At 65.6% G+C, this 17,642-nt stretch carries 23 protein-coding genes; 5 read left to right on the forward strand and 18 right to left on the reverse strand.

What is annotated here, in order from left to right; translation table 11 throughout:
* Positions 1–3 precede the first annotated feature (3 nt).
* Positions 4–1,521, reverse strand: coding sequence for an FAD-dependent oxidoreductase (locus HLA98_RS07005; protein WP_057501750.1), 1,518 nt, complete (start codon positions 1,519–1,521; stop codon positions 4–6).
* A gap of 225 nt (positions 1,522–1,746) precedes the next feature.
* On the opposite strand from HLA98_RS07005, the gene HLA98_RS07010 reads away from it, so the two are divergent.
* Positions 1,747–1,977, forward strand: a complete 231-nt coding sequence (locus HLA98_RS07010; protein WP_057501749.1) for a hypothetical protein — start codon at positions 1,747–1,749, stop codon at positions 1,975–1,977.
* 9 nt (positions 1,978–1,986) lie between these two features.
* Here the strand turns inward: HLA98_RS07010 and HLA98_RS07015 are convergent, their stop codons facing one another.
* From HLA98_RS07015 to HLA98_RS07025, 3 genes are all read right to left on the reverse strand, one after another.
* Complete coding sequence (locus HLA98_RS07015; protein WP_057501748.1) at positions 1,987–2,436, reverse strand: BLUF domain-containing protein; 450 nt, start codon at positions 2,434–2,436, stop codon at positions 1,987–1,989.
* Between the two features lie 138 nt (positions 2,437–2,574).
* A complete protein-coding gene (gene ligD / locus HLA98_RS07020) occupies positions 2,575–5,124 on the reverse strand; it encodes a DNA ligase D (protein ID WP_057501747.1) in 2,550 nt (849 codons plus the stop codon).
* 13 nt (positions 5,125–5,137) lie between these two features.
* Complete coding sequence (locus tag HLA98_RS07025; protein WP_080392937.1) at positions 5,138–5,314, reverse strand: DUF3606 domain-containing protein; 177 nt, start codon at positions 5,312–5,314, stop codon at positions 5,138–5,140.
* A 250-nt stretch (positions 5,315–5,564) separates the two neighbouring features.
* Between HLA98_RS07025 and HLA98_RS07030 the strand changes: the two genes are divergently transcribed.
* Positions 5,565–6,062, forward strand: coding sequence for a YciE/YciF ferroxidase family protein (locus HLA98_RS07030; RefSeq protein WP_057501746.1), 498 nt, complete (start codon positions 5,565–5,567; stop codon positions 6,060–6,062).
* A 38-nt stretch (positions 6,063–6,100) separates the two neighbouring features.
* Here the strand turns inward: HLA98_RS07030 and HLA98_RS07035 are convergent, their stop codons facing one another.
* The 3 genes from HLA98_RS07035 to HLA98_RS07045 are packed head-to-tail and all read right to left on the reverse strand — an operon-like array spanning position 6,101 to position 8,059.
* Positions 6,101–6,835, reverse strand: a complete 735-nt coding sequence (locus HLA98_RS07035) for a DNA-formamidopyrimidine glycosylase family protein (protein ID WP_057501745.1) — start codon at positions 6,833–6,835, stop codon at positions 6,101–6,103.
* Positions 6,828–7,595 carry a DUF72 domain-containing protein gene (locus HLA98_RS07040; RefSeq protein WP_057501744.1) on the reverse strand — a complete coding sequence of 256 codons (768 nt, stop codon included), beginning with the start codon at positions 7,593–7,595 and terminating at the stop codon, positions 6,828–6,830. Before HLA98_RS07040 ends, HLA98_RS07035 begins: the two co-directional genes overlap by 8 nt.
* A complete protein-coding gene (locus HLA98_RS07045) occupies positions 7,592–8,059 on the reverse strand; it encodes a BLUF domain-containing protein (RefSeq protein ID WP_057501743.1) in 468 nt (155 codons plus the stop codon). Before HLA98_RS07045 ends, HLA98_RS07040 begins: the two co-directional genes overlap by 4 nt.
* 303 nt (positions 8,060–8,362) lie before the next feature.
* On the opposite strand from HLA98_RS07045, the gene HLA98_RS07050 reads away from it, so the two are divergent.
* Positions 8,363–8,686 carry a KGG domain-containing protein gene (locus HLA98_RS07050; RefSeq protein WP_057501742.1) on the forward strand — a complete coding sequence of 108 codons (324 nt, stop codon included), beginning with the start codon at positions 8,363–8,365 and terminating at the stop codon, positions 8,684–8,686.
* Between the two features lie 121 nt (positions 8,687–8,807).
* On the opposite strand, the gene HLA98_RS07055 is transcribed toward HLA98_RS07050, so the two are convergent.
* The 3 genes from HLA98_RS07055 to HLA98_RS07065 all read right to left on the reverse strand — a co-directional run bounded on the left by HLA98_RS07055 (position 8,808) and on the right by HLA98_RS07065 (position 10,784).
* Positions 8,808–9,716, reverse strand: a complete 909-nt coding sequence (locus HLA98_RS07055) for a manganese catalase family protein (protein WP_057501741.1) — start codon at positions 9,714–9,716, stop codon at positions 8,808–8,810.
* 36 nt (positions 9,717–9,752) lie between these two features.
* Positions 9,753–10,274, reverse strand: coding sequence for a ferritin-like domain-containing protein (locus HLA98_RS07060; RefSeq protein ID WP_057501740.1), 522 nt, complete (start codon positions 10,272–10,274; stop codon positions 9,753–9,755).
* A 159-nt stretch (positions 10,275–10,433) separates the two neighbouring features.
* Positions 10,434–10,784 carry a hypothetical protein gene (locus HLA98_RS07065; protein WP_232015532.1) on the reverse strand — a complete coding sequence of 117 codons (351 nt, stop codon included), beginning with the start codon at positions 10,782–10,784 and terminating at the stop codon, positions 10,434–10,436.
* 207 nt (positions 10,785–10,991) lie between these two features.
* Here HLA98_RS07065 and HLA98_RS07070 point away from each other — a divergent pair, with 207 nt between their 5' ends.
* Positions 10,992–11,384, forward strand: a complete 393-nt coding sequence (locus HLA98_RS07070; RefSeq protein WP_057501739.1) for a response regulator — start codon at positions 10,992–10,994, stop codon at positions 11,382–11,384.
* 43 nt (positions 11,385–11,427) lie between these two features.
* On the opposite strand, the gene HLA98_RS07075 is transcribed toward HLA98_RS07070, so the two are convergent.
* From HLA98_RS07075 to HLA98_RS07110, 8 genes are all read right to left on the reverse strand, one after another.
* Positions 11,428–11,745, reverse strand: coding sequence for a BLUF domain-containing protein (locus HLA98_RS07075; protein WP_232015531.1), 318 nt, complete (start codon positions 11,743–11,745; stop codon positions 11,428–11,430).
* A 187-nt stretch (positions 11,746–11,932) separates the two neighbouring features.
* Complete coding sequence (locus HLA98_RS07080; RefSeq protein ID WP_057501738.1) at positions 11,933–12,361, reverse strand: BLUF domain-containing protein; 429 nt, start codon at positions 12,359–12,361, stop codon at positions 11,933–11,935.
* A gap of 83 nt (positions 12,362–12,444) precedes the next feature.
* Positions 12,445–13,170, reverse strand: coding sequence for a glycosyltransferase family 2 protein (locus tag HLA98_RS07085; protein WP_057501737.1), 726 nt, complete (start codon positions 13,168–13,170; stop codon positions 12,445–12,447).
* Positions 13,167–13,754, reverse strand: coding sequence for a class I SAM-dependent DNA methyltransferase (locus tag HLA98_RS07090; RefSeq protein WP_057501736.1), 588 nt, complete (start codon positions 13,752–13,754; stop codon positions 13,167–13,169). Before HLA98_RS07090 ends, HLA98_RS07085 begins: the two co-directional genes overlap by 4 nt.
* Positions 13,751–14,509 carry a PIG-L deacetylase family protein gene (locus HLA98_RS07095; RefSeq protein WP_057501735.1) on the reverse strand — a complete coding sequence of 253 codons (759 nt, stop codon included), beginning with the start codon at positions 14,507–14,509 and terminating at the stop codon, positions 13,751–13,753. Before HLA98_RS07095 ends, HLA98_RS07090 begins: the two co-directional genes overlap by 4 nt.
* On the reverse strand, positions 14,497–15,438 hold the full coding sequence (locus HLA98_RS07100; RefSeq protein ID WP_057501734.1) for a hypothetical protein: 942 nt from the start codon (positions 15,436–15,438) through the stop codon (positions 14,497–14,499). Before HLA98_RS07100 ends, HLA98_RS07095 begins: the two co-directional genes overlap by 13 nt.
* Before the next feature lie 102 nt (positions 15,439–15,540).
* Entirely contained in the window at positions 15,541–16,047 is a 507-nt protein-coding gene (locus tag HLA98_RS07105) for a hypothetical protein (RefSeq protein WP_057501733.1), read from the reverse strand.
* Positions 16,048–16,057: 10 nt separating this feature from the next.
* The gene (locus HLA98_RS07110; protein WP_057501732.1) at positions 16,058–17,221 is read right to left on the reverse strand and encodes a zinc-dependent alcohol dehydrogenase; all 1,164 of its coding nucleotides are present in this window, start codon (positions 17,219–17,221) and stop codon (positions 16,058–16,060) included.
* A gap of 148 nt (positions 17,222–17,369) precedes the next feature.
* Here HLA98_RS07110 and HLA98_RS07115 point away from each other — a divergent pair, with 148 nt between their 5' ends.
* Positions 17,370–17,558, forward strand: a complete 189-nt coding sequence (locus HLA98_RS07115; protein WP_049447931.1) for a hypothetical protein — start codon at positions 17,370–17,372, stop codon at positions 17,556–17,558.
* Positions 17,559–17,642 lie beyond the last annotated feature (84 nt).

A 17,642-nucleotide genomic window follows, 5' to 3' on the forward strand; every position in this document is an offset into this window, starting at 1 on the left:
GGTTCACTGCTCCAACGGCTGCTCCGCCTGCATCGGTTCTGTTGCGAGGCCCTGCTTGGCGGGGCCTTCCAGCAGCGCCCCGGTGGCGGAGAAGCGGCTGCCGTGGCATGGGCAGTCCCAGGTGCGCTCATGGCCATTCCATTGGACAACGCACTTGAGGTGCGGACAAAGCGCGGACATCGCGTGCAGCTGGCCGTGCTCGTCGCGGTAGACTGCGGTTCGCTTTCCATCCACGTGCAGCAGTGCTCCGCAGCCACGGGCCAGCTTGCCGGGTGAGTGCGATGGCGCAGCACCAAGGCGATCTCCCACCATATGCCGCGCAACGGTGGCATTGGTACGGGCCCAGCCGGCCGCCGAGCGCACCGGGGTGAAGCGCATGGGGCTGAGCAACTGCTCGATCTCGCTGGCCGTGCCCATGATTCCGTCGGTGATCGCACGAGCGGCCACGCCTGCCCAGGTCAAGCCATCGGGACCGTAGCCGGTGGCGACCCACACATTGTCGTGCGCGCTGCTGCCGATGTAGGGCAACTGGTCGGCTGCACGGAACTGCTGCGCCGACCAGCACAGCGGCTCGCCCTGCACGGTGAAGTTGCGATGTGCATCGGCGACCAGATGCTGGGCTGGATCCATCGCCGGCGTTTCGCCTGTGCGATGCGTCTCGCCGACCAGCACCAGCCAGTCGCGGCCATCAGTGCCGTGCACCCCGCGCAACGAGCGGTGCCGATCGGCGATCCAATGAATACCTGCCGCTGGTGAATTGGCAACCGGTACCGCCACGCCGTACTCGCGGTACACCTCCATCTCGGCCTGCACCAGATTGAAACCTGCTGGCGAGTGGGTGGCCAGCACGAAGTGCCTGGCATGGATGCGGCCGCCAAGGGCTGTCGCAATCCCTGCTGATGCCTCGATGCTGTTGATCTGGGTCCAGTCGTGGATGCGCACCCGGCCCACCAGATGTCGCGCCAGCTCCCGGCAGAAGGCCGCAGGATCCAACTGCGCCTGATCGGGAACACGGAAGGCGTGGCCCAATGCGAACGGTAGCCCGGATTGCTGATGTTCGCACTGCAGGCCGACGCGCTGATAGGCTTGAAGCTCACGCTCGAATCGCGCTGTGACCTCGCGCGTGCGCTCCTGCATTCCGTACTGCATGGCCACGCGTTGGAAGCCGCAGCGAAGATCGTAGCGATGAACCAGTGTTTCGATGGATCGTAGTGCCTGCTGCCGCCACTGCACGATACGGCCGGCCGTGTCACCGCCCCAACGCGAGATCAGATCTGCCAGCCGGGAAACGGGCGCGTAAAGGTTGCCCGTGGACATCACCGTATTACGCCCGCCGATGGGCCCCGCATCGACCACCAGCACATCCAGGCCGCTATCTGCCAAGCGGGCCGCTGTCAGCAGCCCGGTCATGCCTGCGCCCACCACCAGCACGTCCGCGCGCGTCGTGCCGGCAAGGGAACGGAAGCTGTGCGATTCGGTGTCAGCTGACCATAAGCTGGCGCGCGGGAACGGATCGGACATGAAAGAGATCCTTGCAGCTTCAGCTGGGAGGCCTCTCTGATACGCCCTCGCGGGTGAAATGGCGGTGGCGTAGCCGTGCAGATAGCGCTCACGCGCTTGGCAGGGACATGACCAGGGTCAAGACCGGGTGAGCGTTGCGTGGGCAACGCGACTGCGTCGCCTCTGCGAACCGCAACTCCCTGCTTGCAGCATGGTCGCTATCGTGTCTGCACGGAGGATCAGGCTATGAGCACGCATCTTGAAATCGATCTTATGATCGCGCAGCTTGAAGAGCTGCTGCCGACCTGGGCAGCGTTCTATCCCGAGCCGCAGTTCATCCGCATGCTCGCTGAGGCACTGGACTACATCGCCGCCAGCGCGGACCCGGATGCCCGGCTGTACTGCGTGATGCGCACTGGGCACCTCGACGTGTGCAGCGGAGAGATCCCGTGGGCGGCGCGCTATGGGGCCGGCTAGGCCGGTGGATCACGCCGCGACGGCATAGGGTTCCACCAATCTGGCCAGGACATCCATCGCCGTCTCGGTTGGCGCACCGTCACCGCTGTGCTGGGCGAACCCAGACCAGTCCGCGCGGGCAAGAATTTTCAACTGCTCGGGTTGCGTCGGCAGCCAACGCATCGGCCAGAACGGGAGTCGCCGGTTGCCCACCCTGCCCCGCTGCAACTCGATGAGCCCTGCGTGGCTGGAAGCACCTACCACTCGTGAGTACGCCACGCTCAAACCGTCCTCGGGCCCCTCCATGTACTGCAGGAACCGGGCGCCATCGAACAGCAGAACTCCGGTAACGCCGGCGTTTCGGTTGAAGCGGGCGGCATCATCGACCAGATCGTCCAGCTTCCCGCTGCGCAGGCCCAACGGGTCACCCGCAACGGCTGGGCCCGCTTCGCTGACGTATGCGACTGCCCTGATCGGCATTGGCTGCTCCTGTAGCGAATCCCCCCAGATTCCGTAGCGCAAGCATAGACCAACCACACCGAGGAAGCGTTCCAGCCCCGTGCATTTTGTGAATCAGTTGGGTTCTGTCTGACAGACGGTAGGTAGCGCGGGCGGGGACTACCGGTCCGCCTGCGCCCATCTGGCGAGATTCTGCTTCACTTTCGCGATGCCAGCCCAAGGGTCGTTGCGGCGCCGTTTGAGCTTTGCGGGTACGTCCTTGATCGTGAACGCGTCTGCGCGCTTGAGTTTCGCCAGATCGTCCCAGGCGATCGGCAGCGCGGCCGGTGCCCCCGGCCTCGCCCGCAGCGAGTAGGACGCCACCGCCGTCGCACCGCGCCCGTCGCGCAGATAGTCTACGAAGATTCGCCTGTTGCGGAGGCTCTTGGTGGCGGTTGCCAGGAACCGCTGCGGTTCGGACTGTGCCAACGCATCGGCGAAACCCTTTGCAAAGCGCTTGGTCAGGTCCCAATCGCACCCCGGGTTGAGCGGCACGACCACGTGCAGGCCCTTACCGCCGGACACACGCAGGAACGATTCCAGCTCCAGCTGCGCCAGCAGTTTACGGATGTCGGTTGCCGCTTTCTTGACCTCGGCAAAGGGTATGTCTGGTCCTGGATCCAGATCGAACACCACCCGGTCGGCCTGGTCGGGCGCTTCGGCGTGGCTGCCCCAGGGATGGAATTCCAACGCGTTGAACTGCACCAGTTCAAGCAGACTGGCTGCGTCCCGCACCACCAGATAATGGGCGTTGATGCCGCTTTCCTCCTTCAGCTTTACCGAATCGACCAGCTCCAGCCCGGCGGTATGATGCTTCTGGAAGAAGCACGGTTTTGCGGTGCCACCGGGGCATCGGATGACCGATAGCGGGCGATCAATTACCTCGGGCAGCAGCTGCTCCATCACTGCCGTGTAGTAATCCCACACGTCCTGCTTGGTGAACCCATCGCCGGGAAACAGAACCTTGCCCGGAGAGGACAGCACGGGTGGCGCGCGGCCCGCTGCCGGCGTCTTTTTCGCCCTGCGCCCGGGTCGCGAGGGTGCATGCGTGCCACCCGCAGCCGGGACGTTTCCAGCGCGATCGGAATCTGCGAGATCGGCGATGTCCTTGTCCGCCCGCACCGCCTTCAGCGACGCCTGGCGCAACAGTTGCTGCCCACCGATTCCGCGGTAGAAGACCTCCACCACGAAACGCGGTTCGAACCAGGTCGCGGCGCGCAGATCGGTGTCCTGCGTGGGCACGTACGCGGTCGGCTTGCGGCCGCCGCCGCCCTTGATGCGCTTGCTGATGTCGCCAATCAGTTCATCCGAGAACCCAGACCCGACGCGACCAGCGTAGAGCCAGCCATGCGTTGCGTCTGGCCGGGCCAGCAGCAGCGAACCAAAGCCGGTGCGGCTGCCTTTGGGTGCGGTGTAGCCCACCACGGCGAACTCGTCGCTGGCCAGCTGCTTCGTCTTGCGCCAGTCCCCGCTGCGGCCGCTGTGGTAGCTGCGATCGGCGCGCTTGGAAATGATGCCCTCGAAGTGTTGCTCACCGGCCAGACGATAGGCCTCGTTGCCATCCCCCTGTACATGCGAACTGAACGCCAGTGGGCTGCCCTGCCCTTCAAGCAGGGACTGCAGCAACGCCTTGCGTTCCAGCAACGGCGCACCGGCGACGTCCACGCCATCAAGATGCAGCAGATCGAACAGTGCGTACGTCAGCACGCCTTGCCTCTCGCCGGAGAGCGTGGCCTGCAGGAGATTGAAGTCCTCCTTGGTGCCGGCGCCGGCGATCAGTTCGCCGTCCAGTGCTGCCGAGGTCAGACCCAGTGCCGCGATCGCGTCACGTATTTCAGGGAGCTTGTCAGTCCATTCGAGTGCATTCCGCGACCATAGCTGCACGTTGCCCTCAGCCACCGTGGCAAGGATGCGGTACCCATCCCATTTGATCTCATGCACCCACTGCCCACCCTGGGGCGGCGCTTCGCCCAGCTTGGCCAACTGCGGCTCGAACGGCCCGGACGGCGCTGCGGCCTCTCTCGCCTTGCTGAGCGCCAGTGCCCTCTTCGCCCAGTTCTTTCGTCGGGTGCGCCTGGTGGGTACCGCCGTGAGTTTCTTCTTCGCGGTCTTTCCGGCCCCGGCACGCTTCAGGTCCTCCGGAGGTGCTACGGCGACATCTGCCAGCAGGTCGTCTGCCTCGATGTCGCTGGCAAATTCATCGTCGTCCTTGAACAGCAGCCACTGTGGCTGGCGCGCTGGCTTGCGGGATCGAACCAGATGCCATCCACCCTTGAGCTTGGTGCCGAACAGCTCGAAGCGCAGATGACCCTTGGCGAGCTGGGCTTCCGGGTCGCCCTGCGTGGCCCACACGCCGCGGTCGAACTGGGCAACATGCCCGCCGCCATACTGGCCTTTCGGAATCTCGCCTTCGAAGGTCGCGTAGTCGACAGGATGGTCCTCCACCTCCACCGCCATGCGTTTGACCTTCGGGTCGTAACTGGGACCCTTGGGCACGGCCCAGCTCTTCAGCGCATCGCCGACCTGCAGTCGGAAGTCATAGTGCCTGCGGCTGGCATGATGCAGCTGCACCACGAAAATGGCGCGCTGACCTTTAGGCAGCGCCCTGCCCGGCTCGGGTTCCTTCGTCTGGTCAAAACGACGCTTGCGGCGATACTCGACCAGGGACATGGCCAGCTCCGCGCTATTTGCCCAGATGCTTGCGGACAGCAACGGCCGTGCACCCGACCGCCGCGACGGCCGCGCGAAGTTCTTCGGCGGACACGCCCAGCGTCGTGGTCCAGTACCGCAGCTCGTACTCTTCGTTGACGTTGATGCGATCCCGATCCGGGCTGCCGGTGTTCTTCTTGTCGTCGCTCATGGGAGTCTCCATGTGTGATCGGGCGTGAGGTGACCGTACCGGCCGGTCCATGGGCGCCAAGCGATGCCGCTGTGAAGCCATGGCGAAGGCCTGGCAACATCGGGAAGCGGCTACACGGCGACAGACACCGCCTCGTGAAGGCAGCGCGCAGGGTTCGGGTTGACGTTCACATGCGTCCTTCACCTCGCCCCTGCCTGATTGCAACCGGACGAGACCTACTCTGGCCACTCCACTCACAGCGGAGCCCAGCATGGCTATCAAAACAGCGGAAGACCTGTTCATCCATGAACTCTCGGATATCTACAGCGCCGAAAAGCAGCTGACCAAGGCCCTCCCGCGCCTGGCCCGTGCGGCCGAGAACCCTGACCTTGCCACCGCGTTTGAAACGCACCTGGAAGAAACCCAGGGCCAGATCGAGCGCATCGACCAGGTGGTGGAGGCTCTTGGCATCCGGCTGAAGCGCATCAAGTGCGCGGCGATGGAAGGCCTGGTGGAGGAAGGCAAGGAGGTGATCGACAGCATCGACAAGGGGCCGGTGCGTGATGCTGCCTTGATCGGTGGCGCGCAGAAGGTCGAGCATTACGAAATTGCCTCCTATGGAACCATCGCCGCGCTGGCCAAGCAGCTGGGCTACAAGGATGCCCTGCCGTTGCTGCTGGAGACGCTGGAGGAAGAAAAGGCGACCGACGAGAAACTGACCCTGCTGGCCAAGGGCGGCGGCAATGCGAAGGCCGCGCAGGCCGCCTGAGCCGAATTGCACACACCCGGCCGCCACGGAAGGCGGTGTCAGGGTTGGTACAGCACCTGGTCGTTCGGGCAGAAGAACGTGCGCCGCCGGGTCGTACCCATGTACAGCTTGTTGATCGGCCCGCCACACAGCGGGCACACTTTGCGCGTGTGCACCTGCCAGTGCTTCTTCAACTCGAAGCGTCGTTTCCACTCCAGGAAGTCGAAGCTGTAGGCACGGGCCTGGGTGATCAGGGCGGTGAGCTTGCGGGGCGGAAGGTCGCCCAGTTGCGTGGCCGGATGCACGCCGATCCGGAACAGCACTTCATTCTTGATGATATTGCCAACGCCGGCGAAGAGGGTCTGGTCCAGAAGCGCGTCACAGACCAGGGTGTCCGGCAGCGCTTTAAGCTTGCAGCGGGCCAGCTTCGCATCCCAGGCATCGTTCATCACGTCCACCCGCCAGTCGTAGACGTCGTCCAACGGCTCGTCGATCAACCGCACCGCACACGCATAGAAGTTCAACTCTCCGTTGTCGAATGCCAGCGACACCCGGGCAGGGGCCGGCTTCCGTTCGTCGATGCGCCAGCTGCCGAACATCATCAGATGGATGCGCAGCGTGTGGTGACTGAACTCCAGCAGAAAGTGCTTGCCCCAGCTGCGGACCGCCTTGACCCTGCGGCCCTGCAGTGGCGACAGGTCCATGCGGCTGTTGCCGGAGACGCCGCGTACGACGTGACCCTTGAAGTGGCTCGCGGCTTCGCGCAGCAGGACAATGGACGGGCCCTCAGGCATGCGCGTTCTCCTGCAGCAGTGCCTGCAGATGCAGCGCGTTGCTGGTCGCGTGGCCCAGCGAGGTGTTGTCCAGTACGCACCAGGCACGGCGTTGCGCGGCGGCTTCATGCTGCAGGTGCTGGGCCAGCCCCGCCAGCGTCTGCCCGCTGTAGGCGCTGCGATAGATCTGAGGCTGCCCGTGCCAGCGCCAGTAGCTCCACGTGCGGTCACCGCCCGGAAGCGCGGCGGCGGGTACCCGGGCCGGGTCAGCGGCGACCCGTGCGATACCGTGGTCACTCAGCAGGGCATCAACGTCCGCAGTGAACCACGAGGGATGGCGCGGTTCGCAGGCGACATCAAGCGGGGTGCGCGCGCGCAGGCCGTGCAGGAATTCCGCCACGGTGGCCGGATCGTACGCAAGACTGGGCGGCAGCTGAAGCAGTAGCGGGCCCACCCTGTCACCCAGGGCCATCACGCCACCGAGGAACTGATCCAGCGGTTGCATCGCATCGCGCAGCCGGCGCTCATGGCTGATCGCACGCGGGAGTTTCACTGCGAAGCGGAAGTCCTCAGGCACGCTGGCCGCCCACCGGGCGTAGGTACCCGCCTGGTGGGGGCGGTAGAACGAGGAATTGATCTCAACCATGTGCAGCCGAGTGGCATAGCGTTGCAGCACGCTGTCACCTGCGCCGAATGTCGCCTGCGCTGCCCGTGACAGCGACCAGCCTGCGCAGCCGACGCGCACCTGGCCCGGCGTGCCCTGGGAGTCGGCTGCGTTCACCGTGCCACCGGTCCGTCCTGTTCCAGCAACCGGCCCTCGCCGGGGCCTGGAGGCGACTGCGCCGCCGATTGCAGTCGATCAAGCGCGCTGGTGCCAGAGGCAAGTGCGGAGGCGCTGCGCACGAAGCCGGTCCAGTCGGAGATCGCGATCTTTCCCAGCGCGAGCTCATCCACCCGCACGCTGTGCATGCGCCAGTGCGGGAACTGCCGCCGCCCCACCCTGCCCCGGTTGAGTTCGACCAGGCCGCTGTGGCTGCCCGCCGCCAGAATGCGGGTGTACGCCGCGCTGACGCCGGCCTCTGGACCTTCGATGTATTGCAGGAAGCGAGTGCCGTCGAACAGGAGCACGCCGGTCACATCAACGGACGCGTTGAACAGCATCGCGTCCGCAACAAGCTGCTGCAGCCGTTCCGCAGGCAGGTTTCGGGTGGCTTCACTTACATATGCAATGGCACGAAGAGGCATGACAGCACCGGGTTGTTGCAGATGGCTCTACCTTAGCGACGCGGATCAAACGCGCGGTGACACCGGCGTGGAGGCGGCGTTGAACCTGGACGTGCCCCCGCCGCGCTGCGTTGACACCCGGCTCCAGCACCAGGGTCGGTATGCCGCGTCGCTCGCTGGTGGATTTGCTTTCGTGGAGAACGCATGAGGAAGCACGTGCCTGCGCATGACACCACGTTGGCGGGGGTGCCACCGCCGTCTAGCGGTGGATCTGGAAGATGGTCGCTGCCGCCAGTCGGGCGGCTCAACCCAGGGAGACTTTCCATGGCCAACCAGAACCAGAACCAGGGCAACAGCAACCGCGGTTTCGCTTCGATGGACGAGGACAAGCAGCGCGAGATCGCCGCCAAGGGTGGACGTGCCGCGCACGAGTCAGGCAACGCCCATGAATTCAGCTCGGAAGAAGCACGCGAAGCCGGCCGCAAGGGCGGCGAAGCGGTGAGCCAGGATCGCCAGCACATGGCGGACATCGGCCGCGAAGGCGGCCAGAACAGCCGCGGGGGTGGAAACCAGGGCGGTAACCGGGGCGGCGGGCAGCAACAGCAGGAACGCGGCGGCGGCAACAACCGCGGTGGCCAGCAGCGCTGATCGCGCCTGAAGCCAGATGCACCGCTTCGTGGGCGGACGTGATGTCCGCCCACTTTCGTACGCCTTGACGCTGATCAAGGCCTTCGCCACTGGGGCGCCGCAGATGGGCGCCCCAGCTCTTTCACGGCTCGCGTGGTGGCAGGTCCAGTGCTCCCGCGCCCGGGCCGGCCCCCAGCTCGGCCCCGGTGGTCGGCCGCGCTTCCGGGTCGGAGAGTGTACGCAGGGTCATGGCCTGCACCGCCGCTTGTTCGCGCGCATCCAGGTCCACCGTGCCGCCGCCGTCGCCACCATCCACAGCGGTCTGTGCCTCGCGGTCGCTGATCCGCTCCCATAGCTCGCCGCTGTTCCAGCTGCCCTGCAGGTCGTCGGCGCCGTCGCCCTGCGACATGTCCATGTACAGATCGGTGAACGCAGGGTCCCCCGGCAGCTTGCCCGGCGGGAAGTTGGGCTGGATGCTGTGCAGCGCCTTCTCGAATGACTTCATGTGCGCGATCTCGCGCGTCATCAGGAAACGCAGCGCATCCTTGATGCCGGGGTCGTCGGTGACGTTGATCAGGCGCTCATACACCAGCTTGGCGCGCGCTTCCGCAGCGATGTTCGAGCGCAGATCGGCGGTAGGTTCCCCGATCGAGTCGATGTAGGCCGCTGTCCACGGCACCCCGCTGGAATTGACCAGTGCCGGCCCGCCACCGTACAGGATCTGCTCGGTATGGCTGGTGCTGTTCTGCCCCAGCAGCCGCATATCCTCGGCCTCGGCAAGCCCTTCGGACTGAATGGCCTTCGGCCCGCGGTTGAGCATGGCGATGATGGTGCCGATGATCTCCAGGTGGCTGATCTCTTCGGTGGCGATATCCATCAGCAGGTCCTTGCGGCCTGGATCGCATTCGCCGAGTCCCTGGGTGAAGTAGCGCATGGCGGCGGCAAGCTCGCCCTGCGGGCCGCCGAACTGTTCAAGCATGAGGCTGGCGAGCTGCGGGTTGGATTCGCGCACGCGCACGGTGTACATCAGCTTCTTGTGGTGGAAGAACATGGGGCTGTCTCCTGTGTCTGGCAGGCGGGATCGGGATCAGCGCTTGGCTTGGGCACCGGGCGTTTCGTCACGGTTGAGGAACGCGCCGACCAGACTGTCCTGGTGCTCTTCCAGCCAACGCGCCATGGCGATCTCTTCCTGCAGGATCTGGCCGCACACGGCCGCGATATCCGGCGCGGCGGCACGCTCGGCCGCGATCACCAGCGCCCGGTAGGTGGCGATCTCGGTGTTTTCGAAGCCAAAGGAAATGCCGATGCTCTTGACCACCTCGTCTTCCATCATGGCGTTGCCGGCAGCGTGGATGGCTGCGGTCATGCTCGCGAACAGCCCTTTGGCGGTGGGCACACTTCCGCCAAGTGCTTCAATGCACTCGCGCAGGGAGGCGGCCTGCTGCTGCGTCTCCTGCACGTGCTGGCCGATACGTGCGGCAAGATGAGGATAGTTCTGGATGCGCGAAGCCATGGCCTTCATCATGGTCTCCGCTTCCTGCTCCATGGCGTAGGCGTCCTGCAGCCACTTAAGCAGGCGCTCGCTTCGGACGGTGTTCGGGTCTGCCATCACGGTCTCCGGTAGTGGGGCAACATGCCTCCGGAGACCATGGTGGCGAGGCAGCGATCACTGCCTCGTCGGCGGGCGTGAGCCGCTGGGCGTGCTCGCTGCACCTGTTGCTGATGCCGTCATAACATCCGCTGTTGCGTGGCAACGCCCACTGCGCACTCAGGCAGGCATCGCGCCGGACACGACTGCGGTGCCGGCGTCGCGCCGGGGGATTGCCGCAGGAGCGCGCGTACGGGTACCCGCGGAAGCCTTCAGCGCCTGGATCACGCGATGCTGCGCGCGGTGTGCGCCGCCTTCCACGCCTACGACGTAGACGAAACGGCCATCGAACTTGGCTTGCGCGCCCTGCAGCACGTCATCGTCCTGCAGGGCGCGCTTGAGCGACTTCATCCATGCCCGTTCGGGCGTGCTGTCCAGCTCCACCACGATTGCAGCGCCGCCGCAGTCCAGGGACATGCACTCCACGCGCAGTGCGCTGGGTGAGGCGGGATCGGTTGTGGATCGGGGCATGGCAGTGGCTCCAGTACGGGGGACGGCGGCAGTATCCATAGCGGCCGCCAAGGCGCCGTCAACAAACGCCGCACCGCTTTCCACGCTGCGTCGACAGCGTTGACAGTTGAGGGCGGGCCGCTTCGCACCGGGCTGACACGCCACACGCACGCCGTTGATGCGGCACAGCACACACTGCAGTTCCCAAGGCAACACAGGCATGCGCGCATGCAGACGGAAATGAGCCAGCGCAGGTGCAACCTGCTGCTGGTTGAAGACCAGCTCGACCTGGCTGCACTGATGGAGCAGGCACTTGAAGACGGCGGCGGCAGGGTGACCCACGCCTACAGCGTGTTCGATGCGCTGGGGCTGCTGGATACGCAACGGTTCGATGGTGCCGTGCTGGATGTGGAGCTTCGTGACGGCGTGGTCTTTCCGGTCGCCGACCGGCTGGCCGAACTCGGCATTCCCTACCTGTTCGTCTCTGCGGTCTACGACCAGCTGGTACCGCTGCGCCACCGACGCGCGACGTTCGTGGCCAAGCCGTTCCACATCCACCGGTTGCAGGAAGCGGTCCAGCAGGTGGTGGGAGACGTCTGCGCACCGCCGACCGCGCATTGAGGCCCGCCTCCGTTTCACCCCAGGTGTGGGGCCACCACCTGGCTCAGCTGGCGCAGGGCGCCACCGCGGGAGAGCCCACTCCAGTTGCCACGGGCCACGTTGCGGATGTCGGCAGGCTCAGTCCAGAGCAGCCGCATCGACCAGTAGGGAAGAACCGGCCGGACACCCTGCCCCGGCCCAGCTCCAGCAGTTCGCAATGGCTGCGGGCACCGAGGATGCGGCCGTAGACCACGTTGATGCTGTCTTCCGGCCCCTCGATGTACTGGAGGAATCGGTGCCCGTCGTAAAGAAGCACACCCGTCACGCCTGCTTCGAGGTTGAAGCGGGCGGCGGCCCTGGTGAGGTCGTCCACATGGTCCATGGAAAGCCCCGGTATCGCCTCACTTGCGTAGGCGATTGCGCGGAGGGGCACGTTGAATCCTTCTGACGCAGGGAGTCTCCTGCCCTTCCATGATCCCGCCCTTGCTGTAGGGACGAATGAGGCGATTCAGGATCCGCCTCGCTCCATCCTCTCCCCGGTAACACACTGCGGTAACAGGCATCTGGGCTCAGGCAACCTTCGCGTAGGGCTCGACGATCAGCAGCAGCTTGTCCATCGCCGCGGCATCGGCCTGTTCGGTCGCTGCCCGCTGGATGAAACTGGTCCAGTCGGCACAGGCAATCATGCGCAGCTCATCGGTGCTGACGGACAGGCAACGCATGGGCCAGAACGGCAGCCGCCGCTGGCCGACACGGCCCCGCGCAAGCTCGATCAGGCGGGTGTGACTGCTGGCACCGGTCACGCGCGAGAAGGCCACATCCAGTCCATCGGCGGGGCCTTCCATGTACTGCAGGAAGCGTTCCCCGTCGAACAGCAGCACCCCGGTCACGCCTGCGCCCCGATTGAAGCGGGCGGCATCTTCCATCAGCGCCTTCAGGCGCTCAGGCGAGAATCCACTGACGGCTTCGCTGACGTAGACGATCGCTCTGTTCGGCATGGTGCCACTCCTGCTCTCCCAGCCCTTCACTCTAGGACGGGCGTCGTGGCCGAACTGTAAACATCAACCGGGTAGACGTCACACTATGCCCAATTCACCGCGGTTTTCACGGCGCTTCCACTTTCGTCCGCCCGCCGATCTGCCTCGCCGGCGGGCCGCGCCTTACCCATTCCGGCCAGGTAGGCCGAGAATCCTCCGGTGGCCCGTCCTACCAGGCGGGGACTGGTCATGACGACGGGAGCGCCGGCCCACCTTACGTCGGCGCCGAGCCGTTGCAGCCTCCTCACCAGGGCAACATCCTCTCCACAGCGCAGGGGAGCAAATCCCCCGGCCGCCAGATAGGCCTGGGCGGAGACGCCGAGATTGGCACCGTGGATGCGTCCATGACCGTCGCCCCACTGCTGCCGTTTCTGGAACGCGCGTCGCAGGCGCCTTTCCGTCCTAGAGGTGGTCGCTATGTCCACCAGTCCGCAGAAGGCGTCGCACCGGCCCTCAAGCTGGGCAACCAACCACTCGGGAGGCACCTCACTGTCGGCGTCGGTGCTCGCCAGCCATCTCGCACCGCGTCCGATCAGCTCAGCAGCGGCCGCTGCCCTGGCAACGCCGACGCAGCGTACCTCCAGGCGCACGGTATCAACCCACTGCTGGCGGCAGATCGACTCGGTTGCATCAGAGCAGCTGTCCAGCGCAACCACCACCTGCACTGCTTCGCCGTCCAGAGCGGGATGCAGGGCTGCACTTCGGATCGATTGCAGGCAGCGCTCGATGCTGGCTGCCTCGTTGTGGGCCGGAACCAGGATGCCGATCACCGCAGGCCCTCATCGCGGGCCAGCGACAGTGCGCCGCGTGTCCAGCCCTGCAGCACGAAGTCCGCGTCACGATAGTGGAAGGCTTCCTGCAGGCCGTGTCCAAGGCATCGATGCACGACTTCGGTGCGACTTGCGCGCCCCTGGAAGGAAGGCAGCCAATGGCAGGCAACCAGCAGTCCGTCGTCGCGGAGGGCCTCATCGATACCGGCGCGTAGTTCATGCAGTGCGCTTACCCCCAGGTAGTAGCCCATCTCCCCGCAGACGATCAGGTCGAAGCGGCCCGCCGGCCATTGCTCGGGATGGCTGGCGCAGTGGACCTGCACATGCGGCAGATGGGCGAGGTTGCGGCGGGCCCGGAACACTGCGCGCGGGCTGATGTCGGTGGCCAGCAGGCGCTCGCAGCGGGCGGCCAAGGCTTCGGTCAGCACGCCGTTGGAGCATCCCAGCTCCCAGCCGCGAGTGAACTGGCGCTGGCTCAGGCTGGCCAGCAGCAGCGCACGCTTGCGTTCTTCATACCATCGGCTGCGATAACCGAAGGGATCCTCCTGCTCATGCAATTCATCGAAGTACGGTTGCGCGCTCATGCCAGGAATACCTCGTAGTTCCGGAAGAATCGGGTCAAGACATGCGCCGGCAGCACCGGCGGGCTGTTCAATTTCGGCACCTCGCCGGTCTGGGTCCGGAAGTGCGCGATGGCGCTTCGTTTTGCGGCCGCTACTGCGGAAATGTCGATCAGCCTGGGAACCTCCCACGCCATATGTGCGCAGGCGGGGTCAAGCCAGTGCCAGCCCCACACCGGGTACTCCAGGCGTCGGCAGCCCACTGCCCGCGCGGCACGGCAGGCAGCACGGCCTGCGGCCTCATGATCGGGATGCCCATCAAAGCGCCAGGGTGCCAACACCAGATCGCGCGGTTGCAGGTACTGCTGCAGCCAATCTTCCAGACCCTGTTCGTGCGCGCTGACCGCGCCGTCGGCGATGCCGAGATGGAACGTTGATCCCGCCCGGATACCGAGTTCGCCCAGTGCTGCGGCAAGCTCGGCGCGCCGTGCCGATCGCAGGCGCTCCGGCGTCCACCAGTGCTCGTCCGGATAGCACGCTTCGCCATCGGTCACTGCGACGACCCGTACCTCCATGCCCTGCCCTGCTGCGTGACGGAGCAGTCCACCACAGCCGAGGATCTCGTCGTCCGGATGGGGTGCGACCACCACGATGCGGTCATGACCGGCGCACAGGGCGGTGGCCGATATGGCCGGTTGCTGCCAGAGCCAGTGGCAGCGCAGCCATGCCTGCTCCTGCGTTCCTTCCCCCTGCAGGGGTGTCCTGGCTACAGCGCCCATGTCGACTCCTGGGCTGCACGCTGCCCACCCAGCCATTCCCAATCGCGATCAGCGTGGTTCTGGCGAAGGAACACGGTCAGGTCCGCACAGCGGCGGGCATGGGCATCTTCCAGGCACATGGGTGCCGGGCCCAGCGCCCTTCCCGCCAGATCCAGGACACGCGTCGCCGCGCGCTCGACCACACAGCGCAGGCGCACCACATCTTCGCGATGCGCCGATTCGGGCTCGGCGTCGATGCGCGTCGCCAGTTCGCGAAGCAGCGCCGCCACCGGTCCCAGGGCGAGGTCCACTTCACCCAACAGTCGCGCGCGATTTCCCTCGGTGCAGGTTGGACGCATGCGCTCGGCCAGGGCGACTGCCGCGCCAAACCAGACTGCCGCGATGCCTGCCCCGCCGTGCCAGAAACCGGGGCGCTGCAGGTACTCATCGCGCGTTCCCAGCAGCGTCATCGGTGCACCGTCGAATCGCACCATGGTGGACGGAACGCCGGCCATGCCGACGGCGGGCCAGGGCTCATCTGCAAGCGTGCGCCAATGCTCTGCCCCAACCTGGCACAGCCACACGCCCTGCGCATTGCGGACCGTTACCAGTGCTGCATCTACCCATGCGCTGCCGGAGCACCAGGGTTTGTCGCCGTGGAGCTGACCGTGAGCATCGAAGCGAAGTGTGTTGGCTGGACCTTCCGCGGCCCACACCGCCAGCAGCTGGCCTTCAGCAACGACCGGCGCGTTCAGTTCGGCAATGATCGCTTGGGCGTCGTAGTGAGCTTCAAGCACCTTGGCCAGGCAGAGATCGTCCGCCCCCCAGGCGGCCAGCGCCTGCCAGCGCTGCAGCGTGCGGCCGCTTCCCGGCAACGGCAGGTCGGGAAGCTGGACCACCACCTGGCGAGCGCGGTTTTCCAGCGGGGAGGGCGACGCCACATGCTGCATGAAGGGACCTGCAATGGAGAGACATGACGAACGTAGGCGGCACGCGGTCACATCGCTGTCTTGGACGCGTAGCCGGCGCATGAATTCACTGCGTGATGATCCTCACGCGCTCGCCTGTCGGCGCTGCCGTCCTGCGCGGAGGCACTGCAGCAGCTCCCACAACCATGGCAGTACGACCACACCCAGCGCCGGCAGCAGGACGAGCCACCAGACCTCCGGCACTGCGGGCGCTACGGTGAGCGACCAACGCGGCTGGGCGTGCCAGGCGACCCAGGCCAGCAGAACCCACGGGGCAGCGTCGAGCACGCTGTGCACGTGCTGCTCGGCCGGGCTGATCCGGCGTCGCCCGTCCGCGCTGACGGTGTCGAAGTAGCCGGCGATTGCGTGCGCGATGACCAACGCGGCCAGCAACGTGGCGAGCGACCACGTGTTTTCCAGCAGGAGCCAGGCCAGTACGCCGCTACCGATCAGGACAAGCTGGACCCCGTGCAATGCGCTTTCATCCATCCCCGAGGTGTGCGGCAGGTTGGTCCGTCGATGAAAATGGAAGTCCAGCGAACCGGCCACCAGCCACAGTGCGTACACCCCGGACATGACAATCGCGCTCATGGCAGCGTACTCACGGTGTCAACACGATCTTGCGGCAATCGTCGTCCTTGGCGTCAAACATCGCATACCCCTGCGCTGCATCAGCCAGGCGCATCCGGTGCGAGATGATGTTACCCGGGTCCAGCTTTCCTTCCATGATTGCGTCGAGAAGCTCCGGCATCAGTCCCTGCACGTGGGTCTGCCCCATCTTGAACGTGAGCCCCTTGTCGAACGCATCACCCAACAGAAACCCATGGATGAAGCCGGCGTAGACCCCCGGGATGCTGACCACGCCGCCGCGGCGTGCTGCCGCGATGCATTGCCGGATTGCAACGCCGCTGCTTCCCTCCAGCTTCACGGCGGTCAACGCTGACTCCAGCGCACTGCCCTCGGCCTCGAAGCCTACGGCCTCGATGCACGCATCCACACCCCGGCCACTGGTCTGGGCAAGGATGTAGTCGGCAGGGTCCTCGATCTCGCTGAAGTCGATCGGGGTTACGGCATACGCACGGCGCGCATAGTCCAGGCGATAGCGCAGGTGATCAACCATGAATATGGTCTCGGCCCCGAGCAACCGGCAGCATGCGGCGCTCATCAGCCCTACCGGGCCCGCGCCGAAGATCGCAACTGTCGAGCCTGCCTTCACCCCTGCGTTCAGTGCGGCCTGGTAGCCCGTGGGCAGGATGTCGGAAAGGAACAGGACCTGCTCATCGGCCACGCCGTCCGGGATACGCAATGGACCCACGTTGGCCTTTGGCACCCGCACGAATTCGGCCTGGCCACCGGCCACGCCGCCATACAGATGGCTGTAACCGAACAACGCTGCCGGAGGCAGTATGCCCTTCTGGTTCAGTGCGGCGCCCTTGCCGGGGTTGGTGGTTTCGCAGGCGGCATACTCGGCCAGCCGGCAGTGGAAGCACTCACCACAGGCGATCACGAAGGGAATCACTACACGATCGCCCGGCTTCACCTGGGTCACGCCGCTACCGACCTCTTCCACCACGCCCATGAATTCATGACCGAGCACATCGCCATCGTGCAGATCAGGAATCTTGCCGCGATACAGGTGGAGGTCCGATCCACAGATGGCGGTGGCGGTCACCCGGAGGATCAGATCATCCTCCGCCGCCAGCACCGGGTCCGGCACGGTCTCGACACGCACATCCTTGCGGCCGTGATAGGTCAATGCCTGCATCGTGCTTCTCCAGGAGATCGGAACCCCAGCATCGCAAGGCCGCCATCCCGCTTCAGTGACATCCCGGTGTGCGCGGCGTTCATTCTGCAGCGTCGTGGCGTTAACCCGGCCCGGTGCAGGCTTCAATCTCCCGCCGCAGGAGCTGCCCATGAATGACAAACTTCCCTTCAATCCCACCACGGACGTGGACGATCAGTCGAAGGCGCACACGCCGGACAAACGGCGCAACGATGCGGCCAAGTGGAAGGAGCACGACATGCCCGACGACGGCGACGGCCCCAAGGCCGTGCCGGAGGACTACGAGCGCCCAGATCCCGATCCCACAGGGAAGCGTTGAGTCCGCCTCACATTCTGGATGCGCAGCAATCACGAGTCATGGTCCTCCGCCCGCGCAAGCTGCATGCACGGTCTTTGGAACAGG

Origin of the sequence: Stenotrophomonas africana (assembly GCF_013004645.1) — a bacterium.
Lineage (GTDB): Bacteria > Pseudomonadota > Gammaproteobacteria > Xanthomonadales > Xanthomonadaceae > Stenotrophomonas > Stenotrophomonas africana.

Coding starts and splice junctions, on each gene's coding strand:
- HLA98_RS07030 (WP_057501746.1), top strand. CDS start 5,565: ATGGCTATCAAAACAGCGGAAGACCTGTTCATCCATGAACTCTCGGAT.
- HLA98_RS07110 (WP_057501732.1), bottom strand. CDS start 17,221: ATGCAGGCATTGACCTATCACGGCCGCAAGGATGTGCGTGTCGAGACC.
- HLA98_RS07010 (WP_057501749.1), top strand. CDS start 1,747: ATGAGCACGCATCTTGAAATCGATCTTATGATCGCGCAGCTTGAAGAG.
- HLA98_RS07015 (WP_057501748.1), bottom strand. CDS start 2,436: ATGCCGATCAGGGCAGTCGCATACGTCAGCGAAGCGGGCCCAGCCGTT.
- ligD (WP_057501747.1), bottom strand. CDS start 5,124: ATGTCCCTGGTCGAGTATCGCCGCAAGCGTCGTTTTGACCAGACGAAG.
- HLA98_RS07035 (WP_057501745.1), bottom strand. CDS start 6,835: ATGCCTGAGGGCCCGTCCATTGTCCTGCTGCGCGAAGCCGCGAGCCAC.
- HLA98_RS07100 (WP_057501734.1), bottom strand. CDS start 15,438: ATGCAGCATGTGGCGTCGCCCTCCCCGCTGGAAAACCGCGCTCGCCAG.
- HLA98_RS07005 (WP_057501750.1), bottom strand. CDS start 1,521: ATGTCCGATCCGTTCCCGCGCGCCAGCTTATGGTCAGCTGACACCGAA.
- HLA98_RS07115 (WP_049447931.1), top strand. CDS start 17,370: ATGAATGACAAACTTCCCTTCAATCCCACCACGGACGTGGACGATCAG.
- HLA98_RS07080 (WP_057501738.1), bottom strand. CDS start 12,361: ATGCCGAACAGAGCGATCGTCTACGTCAGCGAAGCCGTCAGTGGATTC.
- HLA98_RS07095 (WP_057501735.1), bottom strand. CDS start 14,509: ATGGGCGCTGTAGCCAGGACACCCCTGCAGGGGGAAGGAACGCAGGAG.
- HLA98_RS07065 (WP_232015532.1), bottom strand. CDS start 10,784: ATGCCCCGATCCACAACCGATCCCGCCTCACCCAGCGCACTGCGCGTG.
- HLA98_RS07025 (WP_080392937.1), bottom strand. CDS start 5,314: ATGAGCGACGACAAGAAGAACACCGGCAGCCCGGATCGGGATCGCATC.
- HLA98_RS07050 (WP_057501742.1), top strand. CDS start 8,363: ATGGCCAACCAGAACCAGAACCAGGGCAACAGCAACCGCGGTTTCGCT.
- HLA98_RS07090 (WP_057501736.1), bottom strand. CDS start 13,754: ATGAGCGCGCAACCGTACTTCGATGAATTGCATGAGCAGGAGGATCCC.
- HLA98_RS07075 (WP_232015531.1), bottom strand. CDS start 11,745: ATGGACCATGTGGACGACCTCACCAGGGCCGCCGCCCGCTTCAACCTC.
- HLA98_RS07045 (WP_057501743.1), bottom strand. CDS start 8,059: ATGCCTCTTCGTGCCATTGCATATGTAAGTGAAGCCACCCGAAACCTG.
- HLA98_RS07105 (WP_057501733.1), bottom strand. CDS start 16,047: ATGAGCGCGATTGTCATGTCCGGGGTGTACGCACTGTGGCTGGTGGCC.
- HLA98_RS07070 (WP_057501739.1), top strand. CDS start 10,992: ATGCAGACGGAAATGAGCCAGCGCAGGTGCAACCTGCTGCTGGTTGAA.
- HLA98_RS07055 (WP_057501741.1), bottom strand. CDS start 9,716: ATGTTCTTCCACCACAAGAAGCTGATGTACACCGTGCGCGTGCGCGAA.
- HLA98_RS07060 (WP_057501740.1), bottom strand. CDS start 10,274: ATGGCAGACCCGAACACCGTCCGAAGCGAGCGCCTGCTTAAGTGGCTG.